The sequence below is a fragment of the Paenibacillus sp. NRS-1781 genome (assembly GCF_050467745.1).
Taxonomy (GTDB): Bacteria; Bacillota; Bacilli; order Paenibacillales; family Paenibacillaceae; genus Paenibacillus; species Paenibacillus terrae_A.
Genome location: NZ_JBITPI010000066.1, coordinates 12,384 through 32,308, shown reverse-complemented (window position 1 = coordinate 32,308; position 19,925 = coordinate 12,384). Strand labels below are relative to the sequence as shown.

Sequence of the window (19,925 nt, the reverse complement as noted above, 5' to 3'; positions counted from 1 at the left end):
TTCAGTTTTCAAAGATCAAACATTTCATGTCTGCTTTAGGGTTTCTTCCATCCCCTCAGCAACTTTTATATTATATCATGTATCTCTCAGTTGTGTCAACACTTTTTTTCAAAAGTGTTTTTCGCTCTATTTGATAACACTTGAAGCGACAAGAAATAATATAACATACTTTTATTATATTGTGCAACTGTTTTTTCAAAAAAACTTACTTAAGTAACAATGCACTCAATATAAAGCTCTCTTTGAAGCATTAAGTTTATGATTTCCCCGTTTACCTGCACCAACGGACGAGTCGGATGGTCTCGATCGGCAAAAATGATTTCCCCTGTACGGCTATCATTGAGACGCACCTTGGTTCCGTTATTGAATTGAGTGAGCTTTTGGATGAAAACCTGTACAACACTTGGGTCCAGCTTACCAAATGATTCTGATTTGATTTGCTCCAGTACCAGATACGGGGATTGCGCTGGTCGGTAGGTCTTCTCCAGTGTCATGGCATGGAATACATCAGCCACTCCAACGATTTTAGCGTAAATATGAATTTGCTCCCTTTTGAGTCGCAATGGGTATCCGGTACCATCCACTTTCTCATGATGCTGAAGAGCTGCCAGACGTACTCCTTCATTAATGGCCTTCACGTTTTTGAGTAATTGGTAGCCTAATGAGGTGTGCTGTCGAATTTCTTCCTGCTCCTCCCACGTTAATTTAGAGGGCTTGTACAGAATAGCCGGGTCCATTTTAGCATTACCAATATCATGGAGTAATCCAGCAAAAGCAACCTGCATCCAGTCCTTTTGAGGCAGGCCAATCCATTGAGCAATAGAATACGAAGTCAGAGAGGTTAGGACCGCATTATGAAAAATATAATCAACTTCAATCATGGCACGCGGAGTAAACGTCATTACATTATAGCGCTGGATGTATAACAGTAAGGCTTCCAACTGCCCCCGCAACTCATATATAGATAGATTAGATACGAGTACTGATTGGAATGCATTTTTCACAAGCATCACCATTTTGTCGTACTCTTCCTGAAATAAAACGGACTCATCCCGCTCCTCTAACGAAGGGGATTGCGCTTCAGGAGCCCCCATTCGAGCAGTAGCATGATCTTCACCAGCTTTTGCCGAACCATCAGGCCCTACTTCTACTTGCTGGATCAGGAACGCTTGTAAAATTTCCAAATCACGTGGTAGCAGAATACGACCCTTTGGGAGCAGCAAGCTGCCCATTTCAGTAAATACGTCGCTTTGCAATCTAAGTCCTGCTTTTAATTCGGATACGGGTACTGTTGTCATGGTCAACCTCTCTGTTCTCATAACAGCAGCTCTAGCTGTCAGTTTTTATTATGTCATTATATTACTTGAACCTGCTCCTGTACATTCATTTTATATGATTTTTAGCATACTTGCTGTATTCATCTGTCGGCAATAGAAAAAGACTCCCTGACCAATGGCCAAGGAGTCTTCCCCGTCATTTAAAAACCAATACCACTGTTTATATCGGTGGGTTGTTACTCGTCCTCAGAAGGCTCCGAATCGTTACCTTGTGTACCTTCTACATCCGTACTAAGGGCTGAATCATCTGGTGATGGAGATGCACCCTCACCAACTTCTAGGTTAGTATCCTGCTCCTCGAGCAGTTCATCGAGCAATTCATCCTGCTCCTCATTCTTGTTCGCACGACAAACGGTAGCAACCGAATCATCTTCGCGGATGTTGATCAGCCTTACCCCTTGTGTATTCCGACCCATCGTCGAAATTTCCTCCATGCTGGTCCGAATCAAGGTTCCACTGGCTGTAATGATCATCAGATCCTCTTCGGTTTTTACAACCTTGAGGCCAACAACTGGACCATTTTTATCCGTGACATTAATCGTCTTGATCCCCTTACCTCCACGGCCTTGAATACGGTAATCCACTACAGGAGTACGTTTGCCATATCCTTTGGCTGTTACGATCAGGATATCCAGGCTGGTATCAACAATATCCATGCCTATTACAGCGTCACTCTTATCGAGAGTAATACCTTTAACCCCAGTGGCACTACGACCCATGGAACGTACATCACTCTCAGGGAAGCGGATAGACATGCCCTGCGCCGTACCAATGATCATTTCCTGCTGTCCATCGGTCAGCTTCACTTCGATCAGGGCATCATCCTCACGCAGGTTGATGGCAATCAAGCCGCCCTTACGGATATTAGCGTAGTTATCGAGCGGTGTCTTCTTGATAATCCCTTGCTGAGTAGCAAAGAACAGATAGCTGTCCTCTACAAATTCCTCAATTGGAATAACCGCATTGATCGACTCGCCCTGCTCAATCTGAATCAGGTTAATGATCGGTGTCCCCCGGGCTGTCCGGCTCAGATCAGGAATCTCATAGGCCTTAATCCGATATACTTTACCCTTGTCGGTGAAGAATAACAAATGATGATGTGAATTCGTAATGAACAGATGCTCTACGAAATCCTCATCCTTGGTATCCATCCCCACTACACCACGACCGCCGCGTTTTTGACTACGATAAGTAGTCACGGGAAGACGCTTAATATATCCGGTATGGGTTACAGTAATGATAACATCCTCACGCGGAATAAGATCCTCGTCCAGAATACTCTCTTCACCCACTGTAATTTCAGTACGGCGTTCATCTGCGAAACGCCCTCTTAGCTCATTAAGCTCTTCGCTGATAATGTTAAGCACCAGATGCTCATTAGCCAGAATTTCGTGGTATTCTGTAATCTTTTGCAGCAACTCATTGTATTCGTTCTCGATCTTCTCACGTTCCAGGCCAGTCAGACGTTGCAGACGCATATCCAGAATGGCCTGGGACTGCTCGAGAGACAGCGAGAAGCGTTCAATTAATCCTTCACGCGCTGCTTCTGCGGTCTGTGAGGAGCGAATTAATGCAATGACCTCGTCCAGATGGTCAAGGGCAGTGCGCAAGCCTTCCAGAATGTGTGCTCTGGCCTCGGCTTTTTTCAGATCGAATTCTGTACGACGACGAATGACTTCAACCTGATGCTTGAGGTAATGATACAAGACATCTTTCAGGTTCAGAATCTTCGGCTCGTTATTTACAATTGCGAGCATATTGATACCGAAAGTGGACTGCATTGCCGTATGCTTGAACAAATTGTTCAGAACAACGTTCGGGTTCACATCCCTGCGCAACTCCATAACGACACGCATACCCGTACGGTCCGATTCATCCCGCAGGTCGGTGATGCCCTCAATACGTTTGTCACGTACTAATTCAGCAATTTTTTCGACCAGACGAGCCTTATTGACTTGGTAAGGCAGCTCATGCACGATAATCCGTGCTTTATTGCCAATCTCTTCTATGGTGGTCTTCGCACGCATAGTTACAGATCCGCGGCCGGTCTGATATGCCTGACGAATGCCCGAGCGTCCCAAGATATAACCTGCTGTCGGGAAATCCGGCCCTTGAATATAATCCATCAGTTCCATCGGTGTAATGTCAGGGTTCTCAATCAGTGCTTGTACACCGTCAATAACCTCTCCCAAGTTATGCGGAGGAATATTAGTAGCCATTCCGACCGCAATCCCGCCGACACCGTTCACCAGCAAGTTAGGATAACGTGCAGGCAACACGACCGGCTCGTTCTCCTCACCATCGTAGTTCGGCATAAAATCAACGGTCTCTTTGTTCAGATCACGCAGCATTTCCATCGCGATCTTCGACAATCGTGCTTCCGTGTAACGCATCGCAGCCGCCATATCTCCATCAACGGAGCCAAAGTTACCGTGTCCGTCCACCAGCATATAACGCAAGGAAAAATCCTGCGCCATCCGAACCATCGTATCGTATACGGCCGTATCACCATGAGGGTGATATTTACCGATAACTTCACCGACGATTCTTGCCGATTTTTTGTATGGCTTGTCTGGCGTCATACCTAACTCGGACATCGCAAACAAAATACGGCGGTGTACCGGCTTCAATCCGTCCCGCACATCAGGCAAGGCACGGCTAACAATAATACTCATGGCATAATCCATAAAGGATTCGCGCATTTCCACTCCGATATCCCTATTGATGATTTGCGAGTTTTTTTGATCCGCCATGCTGGTCCTCCTTCTCGTCCTTCAATACATTGCTCTCTATGTGAAAAGCCTAACAAGACACTGCCTATATACTCCGCTCTGTGCGCAGGATTTTGGCTGAAATCCTCATTTGTATAATTATATTACTTTCACAAAAAGAGCACAATTAAACGCATCTGTCCGCTTTACAGCGTAAAACCCTCAGTGATTGCCCTGCTATGAGCAGCAGATGGGCTACCCATCGTACAACTCACAGGTCATGATTATGACAAATTCCCCCGAACTGGGGATTAGCCCCCACCCTGAAGGCCTTTTCCACATACAATACGTATACGGTCAGGGTTCACTGAGCACAATTCCGAAAAAACGCCGTATTTCTCTATTATACCATTGTTTTACGCACTTGTCCTTTAGTTTCCCTTGTTTTGTTCAAGCGTTGTAATTTCCATGAACATGGCTTACATTTTCAAAAGAAAGGGATGAGAATACTTGTCTATTCAACGAGTATCCAGTAAGTGGACCAAAACAAATATCATTCTCCCCAATCCAATGTTGTCCGCTTATGTACCGGAAACACGTTTGTATGCAATGGAGCACTTGAATGAAATGCTGGCATTGTACGGAACCGTCTATATTAAGCCGGATAACGGTACTTATGGGAAAGGGGTTATGCGGGCAGAGAGACTCACTGAACCACTTCCGCCGAATGAAGAGGGAATTATCGGAGAAAGAACGTGGTACATCCTCCGTTATGAGGTAGAGACCCATAACTTTGAAAATCTGGAAGAACTGCATAAAACAGTCTCTCATCGCATACGGAAGCGTCCTTATCTAATTCAACGAGGTATTCCTCTTCTTCATCATGACGCGCGTCCCTTTGATCTACGAGTATTAACGCAGATGAACTTAAGAAAGCAGTGGGAAACGACGCTCATCATAGGGCGTGTTGCTGCTCCCGACAAAGTCGTCACCAATCACCACAGTGGGGGCACAACACGCTTTTTCAATGAACTGGTAGCTCCATATCTGGATGTAAAGGGAGCGGTACAGCTGGAGCAAAAGCTATCGAAAATGGGCGAGCGGGTAGCTTGGCAGTTGCAAAAGAGGTATCCCCGCTTGAAGGAAATTGGTTTGGATATAGGACTCGATCAGCAAGCCTATCCGTGGATTTTGGAGGTGAATACGCGACCAGCCATTAAAGTGTTCTCTTCCCTGCCCAACAAAAGCCTATATCATAAAATATTTAGGTATGCTGTAGGCTACGGCCGTTATACTGCATCCACCGGTAAGCCTGCACGTACTAAGAAAAAGGCGTAAAGCTTTGAAATTAAATATTCAAATTCTCTCCGACGGGTTAATGACAAGAAAAGGGACGCTCCATCTGAGCGCCCCTTGGTAAATTCTATCTAAAATCCATCATGTATTAAACATCAAGATTTTTCACGTACTTGGCGTGCTCCTGAATAAAATCGCGACGCGGCTCAACATTATCGCCCATTAGGGTATCGAACATCGTATCAGCCACCATTGCATCACTGATGGTCACTTGAAGCATTGTACGGCTCTCTGGGTCCATTGTCGTTTCCCACAACTGGGTTGCGTTCATTTCGCCCAAACCTTTATAACGCTGTACGTTGTACTTCGCATTTTCTCCGAATTCACTGATGATAGCATCACGTTCGGCTTCAGAGTTCGCATAACGTACGACCTTATTGCGCTCTACCTTAAACAGCGGCGGCTGAGCAATATAGACATAGCCGGCGTCAATAATTTTACGCAAGTACCGATAGAAAAATGTCAGCAACAGCGTCCGAATATGGGCTCCGTCGACGTCCGCATCGGTCATGATAATGACCTTGTGATAACGAGCTTTAGCAATATCGAAATCGTCGCCAATCCCCGTTCCCATAGCCGTTACCATTGACCGAATTTCATCACTGGACAAAATACGATCCAAACGTGCCTTCTCGACGTTCAGGATTTTACCACGAATCGGCAAAATAGCCTGAAAGTGACGATCACGGCCTTGCTTGGCCGATCCGCCCGCTGAATCTCCTTCAACGATGTACAGTTCGCTGATCGACGCATCCTTGGAAGAACAGTCTGCCAGCTTACCTGGGAGAGAGCTGATTTCCAGCGCACTTTTACGACGAGTCAGCTCACGCGCTTTACGTGCAGCCTCACGAGCACGGGCTGCTTGTAATGATTTATCAACAACGCGACGGGAGACAGACGGATTTTCCTCCAGAAATTCCTGAAGTTTCTCTGCGAACAGGGATTCGACAATTCCACGTACCTCACTGTTACCCAGCTTCGTTTTGGTTTGACCTTCAAACTGTGGTTCCGGGATCTTGACGGAGATAATCGCTGTCAGTCCTTCACGCACATCGTCACCCGTCAAGTTGGCGGTGTTGTCCTTGATAAAGCCATTTTTGCGTGCATAATCGTTAATGATCCGGGTCAATGCGCTCTTGAAGCCAGATTCATGCGTGCCACCTTCATGGGTGTTGATGTTGTTGGCGAAAGAATAAATATTTTCGGTATAGCTGTCGTTATATTGCAGCGCAACTTCGACTTGAATCATATCGCGTGAGCCTTCGACATAGATCGGTTGCTCATGAAGCGCTTCTCTTTTCTGATTCAAAAATTGCACGTATTCACTGATTCCGCCCTCGTAGTGGAACGTATCACTGGCGCCAGTCCGTTCATCGGTCAGGCTGATCGCAATTCCTTTGTTCAGGAAAGCCAACTCACGAATCCGCGTTTGGAGCGTCTCATAGTCATATACGGTCGTTTCTGTGAAAATTTGATCGTCCGGGTAGAACGTCGTTTGGGTACCGGTTTCGTCGGTATCGCCAATGACTCTGACATCATACTGCGGAACACCGCGATGGTATTCCTGCTCGTACATATGCCCATCCCGTTTGACGTGAACGACCATTTTGCTGGAGAGGGCGTTCACTACGGATACACCAACACCGTGCAGACCGCCGGATACCTTGTACCCTCCGCCTCCGAATTTACCACCTGCGTGAAGCACCGTCATAACGACTTCCAGCGCAGATTTTTTCATTTTGGCGTGTTCGCTTACTGGAATACCGCGTCCGTTATCTGTAACGGTGACGCTGTTATCTTCGTGAACGACAACTTGAATGCTGTCACAATAGCCTGCCAGCGCTTCGTCAATGCTGTTGTCCACAACTTCCCAGACCAGATGATGGAGCCCTTTGGCACTGGTGGAACCGATATACATCCCGGGACGTTTCCGAACCGCCTCCAGGCCTTCCAGGACCTGAATCTCACCCGCATCATAAGACGGTTGATTCATAGACATGCCTTTCACCTACTTCTATAGATTCTATGGTTAAGCATTGGCAACAAACTGGTTTGCCCGCTTTTTGAGAGTTGTTGAGGAGATGGGGGAATAATACACCGTATTTTGAGTCACCACGATGGACTTGGCTTCCTCTTCACCAATCATCTCGATATGCTTTTGCTGTTGGGCGTGGTTCACGTACTGCTTGGAGATTTTAGAGGATTTTTCAATAGAGATATCGAAAATAGCCACAAGCTCTGACGAGCGGATGATTTTTTCTCCACCCAGATGAATATACATAGCCGTCACTCACTCCTTAGTGTTCCACATGCCCGTCGTGGACGTGATAAATACTGGCATCCTTAAGCCGTTCTGCATTCAAGGTCTCAATACCAGTTGCCGTAATAAAGGTCTGTACCTTGCTCTGAAAGGTCTCGATCAGTTGGGTCTGACGGTAGGGGTCCAGTTCGGATAGAACATCATCCAGCAGCAGGACAGGATATTCACCAATTTCCTCATGGATTAATTCGATTTCAGCCAGCTTCAAGGACAGGGCAGTCGTCCGCTGCTGCCCCTGAGAGCCATACGTATGCACTTCCCTGCCGTTAATGGCAAAGGCCAAATCATCACGATGGGGTCCTGCCAAAGTCATACCACGGCGGATTTCCTGTTCCCTCATTTGGGATAACTTTATCATAAATCGCTCCAATAAGACAGCTTCATCTTCTTCCTCCGGCTCGCTGAAGGAGGGAACATAGGTTAATTTTAACTCTTCATCTCCTCCAGCGATCCCTTCATGAATGGCCTGAGCCCACTTTTGCAGCTTTGTTATAAATTGTTTCCGCTTTTTAACAATTTTAACACCGTGCTCAGCAAGTTGCTCATTCCATACCTCCAGCATGAGCTGTACGGAAGCCATATCTTTGCCCCAAGCTTGTTTGAGCAGATTGTTACGCTGGACCAGCACTTTCTGGTATTGCTGCAAATGGTACAGATATCCTGGAGCAACCTGTCCAATTTCCATGTCAAGAAACCGGCGGCGTACCCCCGGTGTTCCCTTAACGATTTCCAAATCCTCAGGTGCAAACATAACGACATTCAGCGAACCGATAAAGTCACTTAGCTTTCGCTGCTCCAGTCCGTTGATCTTCGCTTTCTTACCTTGTGTGGATAACGACAGATCCAGCCTGATTTTTCCGTATTTCTTATCCACATCCGCAGCAAGATGAGTCGAGGTAGCCCCGAAAGAGATCAGCTCCTTGTCGCGCGACGTCCGGTGACTTTTGGTTAAAGCCAGGACAAAAATCGCCTCTACCAGGTTTGTTTTTCCCTGCGCATTTTGTCCGATCAGCAAATTAACGGGCCCAAATTCACTCAACTCCAGCTGTTCATAGTTCCGGTATTGCTGCAAAACAATATTGTTCACAAACACATAGGGTCCCCCTTGTTACTCCGCACCTAAAAGGAGTCCTTGCCGACCAGGCGATCATGCTCCTGCCGTGATCTCGAAACTTCCGTTGTCCTCTACTTCTACGGTATCGCCCGGGTACAGTTTTCTTCCGCGTCGTTCTTCCAGCTCACCATTGACACGAACTTGCCCCTCCTGCAACAGAGCTTTGGCCATTCCTCCTGTAGAAACACAATCGGCTAATTTTAAGAATTGATCGAGCTTGATGTATTCGGTCTGTATAGATATTTGTTTCAAGGCTTGTTCATCCTTTCGTTTGTTCTCGGGTGGGTGACGCTAGACATTAGTTGGTGGTTCGATATGGCAGGATGATGTACAGCGCATTGCTGGAGTCCGCCGGTTTTAAAATGATTGGGCTCATAATGCCGGTAAAAGCAATCGTCAGCTGCTCGCTGTCAATCACCTTCAGCACATCAAGCATATATTTTGAATTGAACGAGATTTTGAGCGGCTCTCCCTCAAATTTGGAGACTGTGACTTCCTCACGTACTTTACCCAGCTCAGAGGAGCTGGAGGAAATCTCCAAGCCGCCGTTTTCCAACGACTGCATTTTTACAATATTCGTTTTTTCCTCACGGGACAGCAAATAAGCACGGTCGATGGATTCGCTCAAGCTTTTTGTATCCACAATCAGTTCTGTTTTGTAGGAGGTTGGAATAATTCTAGAAGTATCCGGATACGTTCCGTCCAAAATACGGGAATAAAACAGAACCCGGTCAATTTTGAATAATACCTGGTTGTCTGCTACGACGATATCCACAAGCATATTTTGATCCGGAATAATTTTGCTCAACTCGTTCAACGTTTTACCTGCAATGACAACATTGCTGAAACGCAAGCCTTCGGACGTTTCCAAACGAGCGCTGCGGGTGGCGAGGCGGTGGCGATCCGTTGCTACAAATTTCAATTCGCCCTCAGCCAAATTCCATAATACCCCTGTCAAAATAGGTGTCGTTTCGTGGGTGGAAATGGAGAAAACGGTCTGTTTAATCATGTTTTTGAGTAAATCTCCTGGTACAGAGATAACCTGATTTTCTTCAATGCTTGGAAGCACCGGGAATTCCTCAGGGTCCAGACCCACCATCTGAATTTCGGTTGCACCGGATGAGATGAAGGTTTGGAAATGATCTTTTACCTCCATACGGATCTCCTGAGACGGCAGCTTCTTGATAATTTCGACAAAGAACTTGGCTGGCAGTACAACACTTCCCGGTTGTTCGACCTGAACGACAGTTTGGTCACCGTCCTCCATCGGAATAAAGGATTGAATGGAGATGTCGGTATCGCTGGCAGTTAGCGTCACTCCCTGATGGTTCACATCCAGCTTAATACCACTCAAAATCGGAATCGTGGTCCGACTGGATATGGCCTTGGATACATGTTGTATAGCCTCGTTCAATACGTTTTTCAAAATGCTGATCTTCATAAGTTCCTCCTACGGGTTTTAATCCTTCAAGCACGCGTTGACGCGGGCCTTATTTAGGTGATGTATATCTTTAAAATCTATTAGTAATAGTAATAGGCGCACTGAATATGTGGATAAGTCGGTGTAAGCCTAATAAAATCAAGCCTATCCACATGTGTATAAGTTGTGTATAGGCTCTGAACTTGTTCAGGTTGGATTTTTGATTTTTTCGATTAGGCTGTTGATAACTTTGAACAGCTCCTGATCCACTTGAATGGATTTGGAGATTTTTTCGTGCGCATGAATGACGGTTGTATGGTCGCGTCCACCGAAGGCTTCTCCGATTTTCGGTAACGAATAGTCGGTTAGCTCGCGCGACAGGTACATGGCGATCTGCCGTGGAAAAGCCACAGCCTTCGTCCGCTTGCGTGCTTTGAAATCCTCCAAGCGCAAATTGTAAAATTCCCCGACTTGATGCTGTATATCCTGAATGGTAATCATTTTGGGACGACTGGAAGGAATAATATCCTTTAACGCCTCGGCCGCGAGATGACTTGTCACATCCTGATTGGTCAGCGAGGAATAGGCAACAACGCGAATCAGTGCCCCTTCCAGCTCACGGATGTTCGTATCAATCTGGTTGGCGATATACATCATAGCTTCATTGGGAATATCCAGGTTTTCCGCTCTCGCCTTTTTCCGGAGAATTGCAATTCGCGTTTCCAGATCCGGTGGCTGAATATCCGTAATCAATCCCCACTCAAAGCGGGAACGCAGCCGTTCCTCCAGCGTTGGGATCTCCTTAGGCGGACGATCGCTTGAGATAATAATTTGTTTGCGTTCCTCATGAAGCGCATTGAACGTGTGAAAAAATTCCTCCTGCGTCGACTCCTTGCCTGCAATAAACTGAATATCATCAATGAGCAAAATATCAATATTACGATATTTGTTCCGGAAGCTTTCCCCTCGGTTGTCCCGGATGGCATTAATAAATTCGTTCGTAAACTTCTCAGATGACAAATACACAACTTTGCTGGCCGGGTTGTGTTCCAAAATATAATGCCCAATGGCGTGCATCAGATGCGTTTTTCCCAGACCTACGCCGCCGTACAGAAACAGCGGGTTATAAGCTTTGGCCGGCGCTTCGGCGACGGCCAGCGATGCTGCATGGGCAAAACGGTTCCCCGATCCGATGACAAACGTATCGAATGTATATTTGGGATTCAGCATATGCGACACGGCTTCTTCATGTACGACCGGCTGCTGCTGAGGTTGTTGCTGGAGATCGAACTCGGCGGGCTTGTTCTCCTCAATGACGAACTTGACCTCCAGCTGCTTGCCCAAAATCTCATAAACTGTTGCCCCGACTAGCTTGGTATAGCGGCTTTCAAGCCATTCCACGGCAAAAGTTGTTGGTGCGGAAATCACAATGGAGTGGTCATTCAGTTTCGCTGCCTTGGTAGCCTTAAACCAAGTGTCGTAACTCGGCTTACTCAGCTTGGTTTGTATGATGGATAGAATTTGCTGCCATAGTTCAGAGGTATGGCTGTCCACAGACGTCACTCCTTTTAAATCCTGACATTTTGCCGTTTAAGCTGCAAAGAGCTGCTCCCGGCGCTTCGGCAAAACGCCTAAAATCCCAAAAATGTTGTTGAAGGCCATAAAAAGACATACCGCCGCCTAAATCATGCGGCAGTGTGATGAGAGAACGCAGCACAAAGTGGTCCTGAAAAAAGCTAATGGAAAAATCCGCTGCTGATCGGCAGAAGAAAGGTGATATTTCTCAGGAGGGTATGTGCGGCACGATCCGTTCTCTTGATCCCGCAGGCCAAAACGGGACTGCAATATGTCGAAATCAAATGAAAAATGTAGAATATATCCCCAGAATCCCGAATCCGCACAAAAATAAAAAGATGGATAAATTGAACTTGTTCACAACTTTATCCACAGGGTGTTGATAATATGGAGGGTAAAACAACATATTCACATTCAAAAGTAATATCATCATAGCAAAAGAAGCCTTGTATTTCAATGACTCGTGGTTATTTATCCACAAATTCAATCTGTTGTGTACAATTTTTATTCACAACACAAGATATTGTTTATAATTTGTTCAGTTTTCGACAATAACTCTTTATCGTCTCAAAATGTTATGCACAGGTTATGACCATTTAAATCACAATTCAGCTTTTTTTGTGGATCTGTGCATAACCTCCGTTACCTTTTGGTCACAGGAGGTGTTTTTACTGTTGAAAATTTCCGGTAACGTTTCCGACAATATTTTTAATGATATGGTTATTATGATGCTTGGAAATATGCCGATCTCAAAATAGAGACAGTGTGAAGGAAGTAGGAAGGTCAAAGAAAATCCACGATAAAAAAGGACAAAATAGAGTGGGATAAGTGGACTGGATGAAGGATCAAAATCTCTGGGCGTTGAAAAAGAGGGAGAGGATTATGTGATTTTGGGGGGAGGGGATTAAGCTGTACATTGACTTTGGCCGCTATTTGTGGTTAAATGTACAAAGGTGTTTTTTGTGGAGATTGCTACGCTAGGTATATTCCATATAAAACGTATTCCTTGTAAGGAGGTGCAGTACAATGAGACCGACTTTCAGACCGAATGTCAGCAAGCGTAAAAAAGTTCACGGCTTCCGTAAAAGAATGAGCACAAAGAATGGCCGTAAAATTTTGGCAACTCGTCGTCAAAAAGGCAGAAAAGTATTGAGTGCGTAATGCGTGCATAAAGACCACTACGGTGGTCTTTTTTTCATGATGGAGGTATTTATGAGGCGGATCGCTTTCCCTGTGTCTGTAGAAATGCAGTAGAAAAAGAGGGAGGAACACCGCAACCCGCTCTATATTAGATGAAGCTTTTGAAAATGGATGTAAAATAAGCGAGATTACCATGGCGGAATGTTGTCCATACTTCTTACTATATAAGGGGTAAGGATTGGCTTGTCGGCATGTGTAAAAGAGATGAGCAAGGAGAAGCGCCGTGCAAAAAAAATTGCGTCTACGAAACCGGGCGGACTTTGGGCGCGTATACCGCCATGGCAAATCTTTTGCCAACCATCAGTTTGTGGTGTACTGGTTCCGCCGCAGAGAGGTAGAGCAGTTCCGCGTTGGAATTTCGGCCAGCAAGAAGATCGGCAACGCAGTTGTCCGTAACCGGATGCGCAGGATCGTTAAGGAAATTGTGCGTCATCATGAGCATGAATTGATGGAGCAAATGGACCTGATTTTTATCGTCCGCAAGGGAGCGGTTACAATGTCGTATCAGGAGCTGGAGAAAAGCGTGCTGCACGTTCTGCGCAAAGCCTCGCTGCTCAAGTCTTCACGCCGATAGTCAGTATCTTTGTCCTACAGGATATGGTATGATTTACGTTGGAATGGATTGGTTAAGAAAGGGGTTATGAAGTGTCGCGTTTGAAGACTCAACGAGGGAAATGGTTCCTCCTGATTGCCTTATTGGCACTTGTTGCTGTGCTGTCGGGATGTGCCCAGGCGGCTCACAATTCTTACACGACGGCAGACTTGGCCAATGGATCTTGGTGGCAAAGATATGTCGTTTACTGGTTTTCGTATGCGCTGGATACGTTTGCCCAATGGTTCTCTGGAGAGTATGGCCTGGCCGTACTGATACTGGTGATTATCGTGCGTACCATTATTTTGCCGCTTACACTCAAGCAAGTACGCAGTTCTAAAGCAATGCAGGCCATTCAGCCGCAATTAAAAGAAATTCAAGCGAAATACAAGGATACGCCTGAGAAAGTCCAGCAAGAGACGATGAGGCTGTTCCAGGAAAACAAGGTTAACCCGATGGCGGGCTGTCTTCCTTTGGTCGTTCAGATGCCGATTTTCATCGCGCTTTATAATGCCATTTACTATAATTCGGCATTGCGGGATCATGATTTCTTGTGGCTCCAGTTAGGTAAACCGGATCACTTATTTATCCTGCCAATTCTGGCGGCAATCACAACATTTGTCCAAACCTGGATGATGATGAAAATGAATCCGACTCCGCAGCAGGGACCGATGCAATTTTTGCTGTACGTCTATCCGGTTCTGATTCTGTTCATGTCGTATAACTTCCCATCTGCTTTGCCGCTATACTGGTTCTACAGTAATATTTACACGATTATTCAAAACTATTTCCTTTATCGGAATAAGGATAAAGAAGTTGCGCTGGCAAACGTGAAAACAGCCAGTCTTACGAAAACAGGTTCCTCCAATAGCAATAACAAGAAAAAAGGTGGCAGAAACTCGAAGGGGGCTAAAAAGTCGAGATGACCAAAGTCGTGACTTCAGGAAAAACCGTTGAAGATGCTGTAAAACAAGGACTCTCCCAGCTGGGAGTAAGCCGTGAACGGGTAACCGTAAACGTGTTGGAACAGCCGTCAAAAGGATTCCTGGGGTGGCTCGGGGTCAAGAAGGCGAAGGTAGAGCTTACGCTACTGTCTGATCCATCTCCCGAAACCACACACGCGGCTGAACATCATGTATCGGCTCAGGTGCCTATCGTGGGACAGGCTGTTGTTCCAGAAGCTGAATCTGTTACCCAGGAAGTATGCACGAGCAAGGAGGTCTCCACAGGCCATGCAGCCCCCTATGAAGAAGCTGTACGTTTTATTCATGAAACAGCAGCGGCAATGGGACTGGATGTGGAAGTGGATGTTCGTCACCGCAAGGATGAAAGCATACTGGATATATCCGGTCCGTCGCTCGGCATGTTGATCGGCCGCCGGGGACAGACGCTGGATGCATTGCAGTACCTGACGAATATCGTTGCCAACCGTCATTCTGACAAATTCATCCGGATTGTGCTGGATGCCGAGCAATTTCGCGCACGTCGGCAAAAAACGCTGGAGGATTTGGCCGATCGGCTGGCCAACCAAGCTATTCGTTACGGCAAGGAAGTAGTGCTGGAGCCAATGCCGTCACAGGAGCGGAAGCTGATTCATGCCAAGCTTCAACAGCATGCGCTGGTTAGAACATACAGCAAGGGGGACGAGCCGAATCGGCGCGTCGTTATTGCTAAAAAGTAATCCGACGCAATGGCTCTCTGCAAGGTGCAGAAGCCATTGCTTTTTTTAAACTTAAGACTTTATAAGTTTTGCTCTATTTGTTCTTATATTTCTCGCTGAAACGGTTGCCGTCCTGGATCAAGGACGGCAATGCCGTTTTTACTTGACAGGAGGTAGAAACCATATGCTGAGCGATACCATAGCTGCCATTGCAACGGCTGTCGGCGAAGGCGGCATTGCGATTGTACGGGTCAGCGGCCCGGAAGCTGTTACAGAGGTGGAAGCTTTGTTCCGAAGCAAAACGCCTCTAAGCAAGGCTCCATCTCATACGGTACACTATGGACATATTATAGATCCTCAAAGCCAGGGAAAGGTGGAGGAGGTTCTAGTTACGGTCATGCGAGCGCCGCGCTCTTTTACAACAGAAGATGTCGTAGAAATCAGCACCCATGGCGGGGTTGTGGCTGTCAAACGGGTGATGGATTTACTATTGCTGCAAAATATACGTTTGGCCGAGCCGGGCGAATTTACGAAGCGTGCTTTTCTGAATGGTCGTATTGATCTGAGTCAGGCGGAGGGAGTCATTGACCTGATTCGCTCGAAGTCAGATAAAGCCTTTTCTGTAGCTTTGAAGCAGGTAGATGGACAACTGTCACAGAATATCCGCCGTTTGCGGCATGTTCTGGTAGAGACACTGGCTCATATTGAAGTGAACATTGATTATCCTGAGCATGATGTGGAATCTTTTACGTCTGAACTGATCAAGGATAAGAGTAGTCAGGTCATGGCGGAAATTGATCGGCTGCTGCATACAGCGGAGCAGGGGAAAATTTTACGTGAGGGCCTGACCACAGCGATTGTCGGAAGACCGAATGTGGGGAAATCCTCGCTGCTGAATACATTGGCACAGGGCGAACGGGCGATTGTGACCGATATTCCGGGCACGACCCGTGACGTTATTGAGGAATATGTGACGATTAACAGCATTCCTCTGAAGCTGCTGGATACGGCTGGCATTCGGGAAACGATGGATGTAGTGGAACGGATCGGGGTAGAGCGTTCGCGAACGGCGGTCAGTGAAGCGGATCTGCTGCTCATCGTGATTAACGCCAACGAACCGCTGCATGAGGATGAAATGGCATTAATGGAACAAATCCGCGGTAGACAGGCGATTGTCATTATGAATAAAATGGACTTACCGGCCCAAGTAGACCGGGACTTGCTGCTGCGTTATGTTCCTGAGGAGCTTATCGTACCGATGTCTGTAAAGGAAAATGAGGGAGCAGATCGGCTGGAGCAGGCCATATCGCAGTTGTTCTTTAGTGGTAAGCTGGAATCAGCAGACATGACATATGTCAGCAATGTACGGCATATTGCTTTGTTAAAGAAAGCTCGCCAATCGTTGGTAGATGCCTATGAGGCCGCTGATCAATTCGTTCCGATTGACATGATTCAGATTGATGTACGGCTGGCGTGGGAGCATTTGGGCGAGATTGTGGGCGATACGGCGCATGATGCGTTAATCGATCAAATATTTTCACAATTCTGTCTGGGCAAATAGGACATTCGAGTATGGCTGGGTTAAGCCCTACTATTGTTATAGATATACAAGAGCATATTTGGTACGCGAAGACCGAAGTGCATAAGGAGGTAAGAAAGGTATGGGATATCAAGGAGGCGACTATGACGTAATTGTCGTGGGCGCGGGCCATGCGGGTGTGGAATCCGCCTTGGCAGCAGCCCGGATGGGCTGTCGTACGTTGATGATTACGATTAACCTGGATATGGTTGCATTCATGCCCTGCAACCCGTCTATTGGCGGTCCTGCCAAGGGGCATGTGGTGCGTGAAATTGATGCTTTGGGCGGCGAAATGGGCCGGAACATCGACAAGACGTTTATCCAAATGCGGATGCTGAATACAGGTAAAGGGCCTGCTGTTCACGCATTGCGCGCACAGGCTGACAAGTTCTCTTATCAGCATGCGATGAAGGAAACGATGGAAAAGGAACCAAATCTGACCTTGCGCCAGGGAATGGTGGAAGAGTTGATTATTGAAGACGGTCATTGCGTGGGCGTCATCACGAAGACGGGGACAGAGTACCGAAGCAAAGCGGTTGTCCTGACAACAGGCACTTATTTACGTGGTAAAATCATTATGGGTGAGCTGATGTATGAAAGTGGCCCGAACAATCAACAGCCTTCGTTGAGACTGTCTGAGCATTTGCGTGAGCTGGGTTTTGATCTGGTCCGCTTCAAGACGGGTACGCCGCCGCGCGTGCATAAGGACACGATTGATTTTAGCAAAACGGAAATTCAGCCGGGGGACGATCAACCAAAGTTTTTCTCGTATGAAACGAAGTCTTCGGATAATGAGCAGCTTCCTTGCTGGCTGACCTATACTTCAGTGGAAACTCATCAGATTATTAATGATAATTTGCATCGTGCGCCGATGTTCTCCGGTCTGATTGAAGGAACAGGACCGCGTTATTGTCCATCTATTGAAGATAAAGTAGTGCGTTTCAGTGATAAGCCGAAGCACCAAATCTTTTTGGAGCCTGAGGGTAAAAACACATCTGAATACTATGTTCAGGGCTTGTCGACCAGCTTGCCTGAGGATGTGCAATTAGCTGTGCTACGCTCGATTCCAGGGATGGAAAAGGTAGAAATGATGCGTAACGGCTATGCGATTGAGTATGATGCCATGGTGCCTACGCAATTGTGGCCTACGTTGGAAACGAAAAGAGTGCCCGGACTGTTCACGGCGGGTCAAATTAATGGCACCTCCGGTTACGAGGAAGCTGCGGGCCAAGGGATTATGGCAGGCATTAACGCGGCTCGTAAGGTACAGGGCAAAGAGCCTGTCGTGCTGGACCGCTCCCAAGGCTATATCGGGGTTCTGATCGACGATCTGGTGACCAAGGGTACGAATGAGCCTTACCGCTTGCTGACGTCTCGTGCGGAATACCGCCTGTTGTTGCGTCATGATAATGCAGATTTACGTTTGACTCCAATCGGGCATGATATCGGCCTGATTACGAATGAACGGTACGAGCGCTTTTTGGATAAAAAGCAAAAGGTAGAGCAGGAGATTGAGCGTTTGCGTCTGGCGAAGGTTCGTCCGATTGATGTAAATGAGATGCTTGAGCAGGGTGGATCTGCACCGATACAGGACGGCAGTAATTTGTTAACCGTGCTGCGTCGACCAGAGATCAGCTATGCACAAGTGGCACAAATTTCGCCTTCACCTGTAGCTCTGACTGAGGAGGAACAGGAGCAGGTCGAAATTCAGATTAAGTATGCAGGCTATATCGAGAAACAATTGATGCATGTAGAACGTCTGCAAAAAATGGAGAAGAAAAAGCTTCCAGAGGATATCGTATACGATGAGGTTCAGGGTTTGGCGATTGAAGCCAAGCAGAAGCTTGCTAAAATTCGTCCGATGTCGATTGGTCAGGCATCCCGTATTTCGGGTGTGACTCCTGCGGATATTTCCATTTTGCTCGTTTATCTGGAGCATTATAACCGCGTAACGGCAGCAAGGGGATCATAATGGACGCGATACAACAGCAATTTAAGCAGCGACTGGCAGAGCATAGCATTGTGATTAATGACAGTCAGCTAGAGCAGTTCGAAACGTATTACCGTGTGCTGGTTGAGTGGAATGAAAGGATGAACCTGACAGGCATTACAGAGCGTGATGCGGTGTACACCAAGCATTTTTATGATTCTCTCTCGCTGGCTTTTTATGTTCCGTTCAATGATGTGGAAAGCTTGGCTGATATCGGATCGGGTGCAGGATTCCCCGGTATACCTTTGAAAATATGCTTTCCGCAGATTCAGTTGACCATTGTGGATTCGTTGAACAAACGCATACAATTTCTGGCGCATGTGGTAGAACAACTGGGATTGGAAGACGTGGAGCTGATTCATAGCAGAGCAGAAGAATTGGGTCGTAAAACGGGATACCGGGACAGCTATGATCTGGTCACAGCCAGAGCCGTTGCCCGTCTTGCAGTGCTGAATGAATTTTGTTTGCCTTTTGTCCGTGAAGGAGGTCACTTTGCTGCGATGAAGGGCAGTGACCCGACAGAGGAAATCAAGGAAGCTTCCTACAGCTTGAAAGAGCTTAAGGGAAAAATTAAGCATATTCAGGCTTTTCAGTTACCTGTAGAGGATGCAGCCAGACATATGATTATTATTGAAAAAAGAGCAGCTACACCACGAAAATATCCCCGTAAGCCGGGAACGCCTTTAAAAACACCGCTAGTGTAACCCATTGAAAAAAAGTGAATGTTTCACGTGAAACATTCACTTTTTTTATGGCTTGCGATGCTCTTTACATAAACAACGTAAAGATGCAGAAGGTCTATACTTACGACATAGTGGAACATGAATAAATAGGTGTCTGATCGGGTACACAATTTATTCTCTGATCCTTCCGAAAAGCTGGTAGAGACGATAGGATTATGGCTGGAAAAGTGATAGAATAGAGATAATCGTTTTTGATGTAAGTTGACTGCTTCCCGTACCGTTCGATTCCGATATACATAAGGGGGAAGCGGGACAACAATGCCAGGGAGAATACGTGGAGTGTACCCGATTACGGCGCTATCTCATATAAAAGGGTCTACGATCCGCG

At 46.6% G+C, this 19,925-nt stretch carries 16 protein-coding genes; 8 read left to right on the top strand and 8 right to left on the bottom strand.

Annotated features, from left to right (window positions below):
- Positions 1-209: 209 nt before the first annotated feature.
- Complete coding sequence (locus ACIFO6_RS22260) at positions 210-1,298, bottom strand: HD-GYP domain-containing protein (protein ID WP_430043992.1); 1,089 nt, start codon at positions 1,296-1,298, stop codon at positions 210-212.
- 215 nt (positions 1,299-1,513) lie between these two features.
- Positions 1,514-4,090, bottom strand: coding sequence for a DNA gyrase subunit A (gyrA, locus tag ACIFO6_RS22255; protein WP_430043990.1), 2,577 nt, complete (start codon positions 4,088-4,090; stop codon positions 1,514-1,516).
- 468 nt (positions 4,091-4,558) lie between these two features.
- Here gyrA and ACIFO6_RS22250 point away from each other — a divergent pair, with 468 nt between their 5' ends.
- The gene (locus ACIFO6_RS22250) at positions 4,559-5,386 is read left to right on the top strand and encodes a YheC/YheD family protein (protein ID WP_430043987.1); all 828 of its coding nucleotides are present in this window, start codon (positions 4,559-4,561) and stop codon (positions 5,384-5,386) included.
- A 106-nt stretch (positions 5,387-5,492) separates the two neighbouring features.
- Here the strand turns inward: ACIFO6_RS22250 and gyrB are convergent, their stop codons facing one another.
- From gyrB to dnaA, 6 genes are all read right to left on the bottom strand, one after another.
- Complete coding sequence (gene gyrB, locus ACIFO6_RS22245; protein ID WP_430043984.1) at positions 5,493-7,403, bottom strand: DNA topoisomerase (ATP-hydrolyzing) subunit B; 1,911 nt, start codon at positions 7,401-7,403, stop codon at positions 5,493-5,495.
- A 30-nt stretch (positions 7,404-7,433) separates the two neighbouring features.
- The gene (gene remB / locus ACIFO6_RS22240; protein WP_013308099.1) at positions 7,434-7,685 is read right to left on the bottom strand and encodes an extracellular matrix regulator RemB; all 252 of its coding nucleotides are present in this window, start codon (positions 7,683-7,685) and stop codon (positions 7,434-7,436) included.
- Positions 7,686-7,701: 16 nt separating this feature from the next.
- Positions 7,702-8,817 (bottom strand): DNA replication/repair protein RecF, encoded by a 1,116-nt coding sequence (gene recF, locus ACIFO6_RS22235; protein ID WP_430043981.1) that lies wholly within the window; start codon positions 8,815-8,817, stop codon positions 7,702-7,704.
- Positions 8,818-8,871: 54 nt separating this feature from the next.
- Positions 8,872-9,090 carry a S4 domain-containing protein YaaA gene (gene yaaA / locus ACIFO6_RS22230; RefSeq protein ID WP_430043978.1) on the bottom strand — a complete coding sequence of 73 codons (219 nt, stop codon included), beginning with the start codon at positions 9,088-9,090 and terminating at the stop codon, positions 8,872-8,874.
- A gap of 46 nt (positions 9,091-9,136) precedes the next feature.
- Positions 9,137-10,279, bottom strand: coding sequence for a DNA polymerase III subunit beta (gene dnaN, locus ACIFO6_RS22225; RefSeq protein WP_430043975.1), 1,143 nt, complete (start codon positions 10,277-10,279; stop codon positions 9,137-9,139).
- A gap of 186 nt (positions 10,280-10,465) precedes the next feature.
- Positions 10,466-11,812 carry a chromosomal replication initiator protein DnaA gene (dnaA, locus tag ACIFO6_RS22220; protein ID WP_014279007.1) on the bottom strand — a complete coding sequence of 449 codons (1,347 nt, stop codon included), beginning with the start codon at positions 11,810-11,812 and terminating at the stop codon, positions 10,466-10,468.
- Positions 11,813-12,859: 1,047 nt separating this feature from the next.
- Between dnaA and rpmH the strand changes: the two genes are divergently transcribed.
- The 7 genes from rpmH (at position 12,860) to rsmG (ending at position 19,558) form a co-directional block, all read left to right on the top strand.
- Positions 12,860-12,994 carry a 50S ribosomal protein L34 gene (gene rpmH / locus ACIFO6_RS22215; RefSeq protein WP_430043973.1) on the top strand — a complete coding sequence of 45 codons (135 nt, stop codon included), beginning with the start codon at positions 12,860-12,862 and terminating at the stop codon, positions 12,992-12,994.
- Between the two features lie 262 nt (positions 12,995-13,256).
- Complete coding sequence (gene rnpA / locus ACIFO6_RS22210; RefSeq protein ID WP_430043971.1) at positions 13,257-13,607, top strand: ribonuclease P protein component; 351 nt, start codon at positions 13,257-13,259, stop codon at positions 13,605-13,607.
- 71 nt (positions 13,608-13,678) lie between these two features.
- Positions 13,679-14,551 carry a YidC/Oxa1 family membrane protein insertase gene (locus ACIFO6_RS22205; protein WP_430043969.1) on the top strand — a complete coding sequence of 291 codons (873 nt, stop codon included), beginning with the start codon at positions 13,679-13,681 and terminating at the stop codon, positions 14,549-14,551.
- Complete coding sequence (jag, locus tag ACIFO6_RS22200) at positions 14,548-15,306, top strand: RNA-binding cell elongation regulator Jag/EloR (RefSeq protein ID WP_430043967.1); 759 nt, start codon at positions 14,548-14,550, stop codon at positions 15,304-15,306. The genes ACIFO6_RS22205 and jag overlap by 4 nt, the downstream gene beginning before the upstream one ends.
- A 163-nt stretch (positions 15,307-15,469) precedes the next feature.
- Complete coding sequence (mnmE, locus tag ACIFO6_RS22195; RefSeq protein ID WP_430043965.1) at positions 15,470-16,846, top strand: tRNA uridine-5-carboxymethylaminomethyl(34) synthesis GTPase MnmE; 1,377 nt, start codon at positions 15,470-15,472, stop codon at positions 16,844-16,846.
- Between the two features lie 100 nt (positions 16,847-16,946).
- Positions 16,947-18,836, top strand: coding sequence for a tRNA uridine-5-carboxymethylaminomethyl(34) synthesis enzyme MnmG (gene mnmG / locus ACIFO6_RS22190; protein ID WP_430043963.1), 1,890 nt, complete (start codon positions 16,947-16,949; stop codon positions 18,834-18,836).
- Positions 18,836-19,558, top strand: coding sequence for a 16S rRNA (guanine(527)-N(7))-methyltransferase RsmG (gene rsmG / locus ACIFO6_RS22185; protein ID WP_430043961.1), 723 nt, complete (start codon positions 18,836-18,838; stop codon positions 19,556-19,558). Before mnmG ends, rsmG begins: the two co-directional genes overlap by 1 nt.
- Positions 19,559-19,925: the final 367 nt, after the last annotated feature.

Excerpts from the sequence above, each read along its gene's own strand:
- ACIFO6_RS22260 (WP_430043992.1), bottom strand. The coding sequence starts at position 1,298 with ATGACAACAGTACCCGTATCCGAATTAAAAGCAGGACTTAGATTGCAA.
- gyrA (WP_430043990.1), bottom strand. The coding sequence starts at position 4,090 with ATGGCGGATCAAAAAAACTCGCAAATCATCAATAGGGATATCGGAGTG.
- gyrB (WP_430043984.1), bottom strand. The coding sequence starts at position 7,403 with ATGTCTATGAATCAACCGTCTTATGATGCGGGTGAGATTCAGGTCCTG.
- remB (WP_013308099.1), bottom strand. The coding sequence starts at position 7,685 with ATGTATATTCATCTGGGTGGAGAAAAAATCATCCGCTCGTCAGAGCTT.
- dnaN (WP_430043975.1), bottom strand. The coding sequence starts at position 10,279 with ATGAAGATCAGCATTTTGAAAAACGTATTGAACGAGGCTATACAACAT.
- rpmH (WP_430043973.1), top strand. The coding sequence starts at position 12,860 with ATGAGACCGACTTTCAGACCGAATGTCAGCAAGCGTAAAAAAGTTCAC.
- jag (WP_430043967.1), top strand. The coding sequence starts at position 14,548 with ATGACCAAAGTCGTGACTTCAGGAAAAACCGTTGAAGATGCTGTAAAA.
- mnmE (WP_430043965.1), top strand. The coding sequence starts at position 15,470 with ATGCTGAGCGATACCATAGCTGCCATTGCAACGGCTGTCGGCGAAGGC.
- mnmG (WP_430043963.1), top strand. The coding sequence starts at position 16,947 with ATGGGATATCAAGGAGGCGACTATGACGTAATTGTCGTGGGCGCGGGC.
- rsmG (WP_430043961.1), top strand. The coding sequence starts at position 18,836 with ATGGACGCGATACAACAGCAATTTAAGCAGCGACTGGCAGAGCATAGC.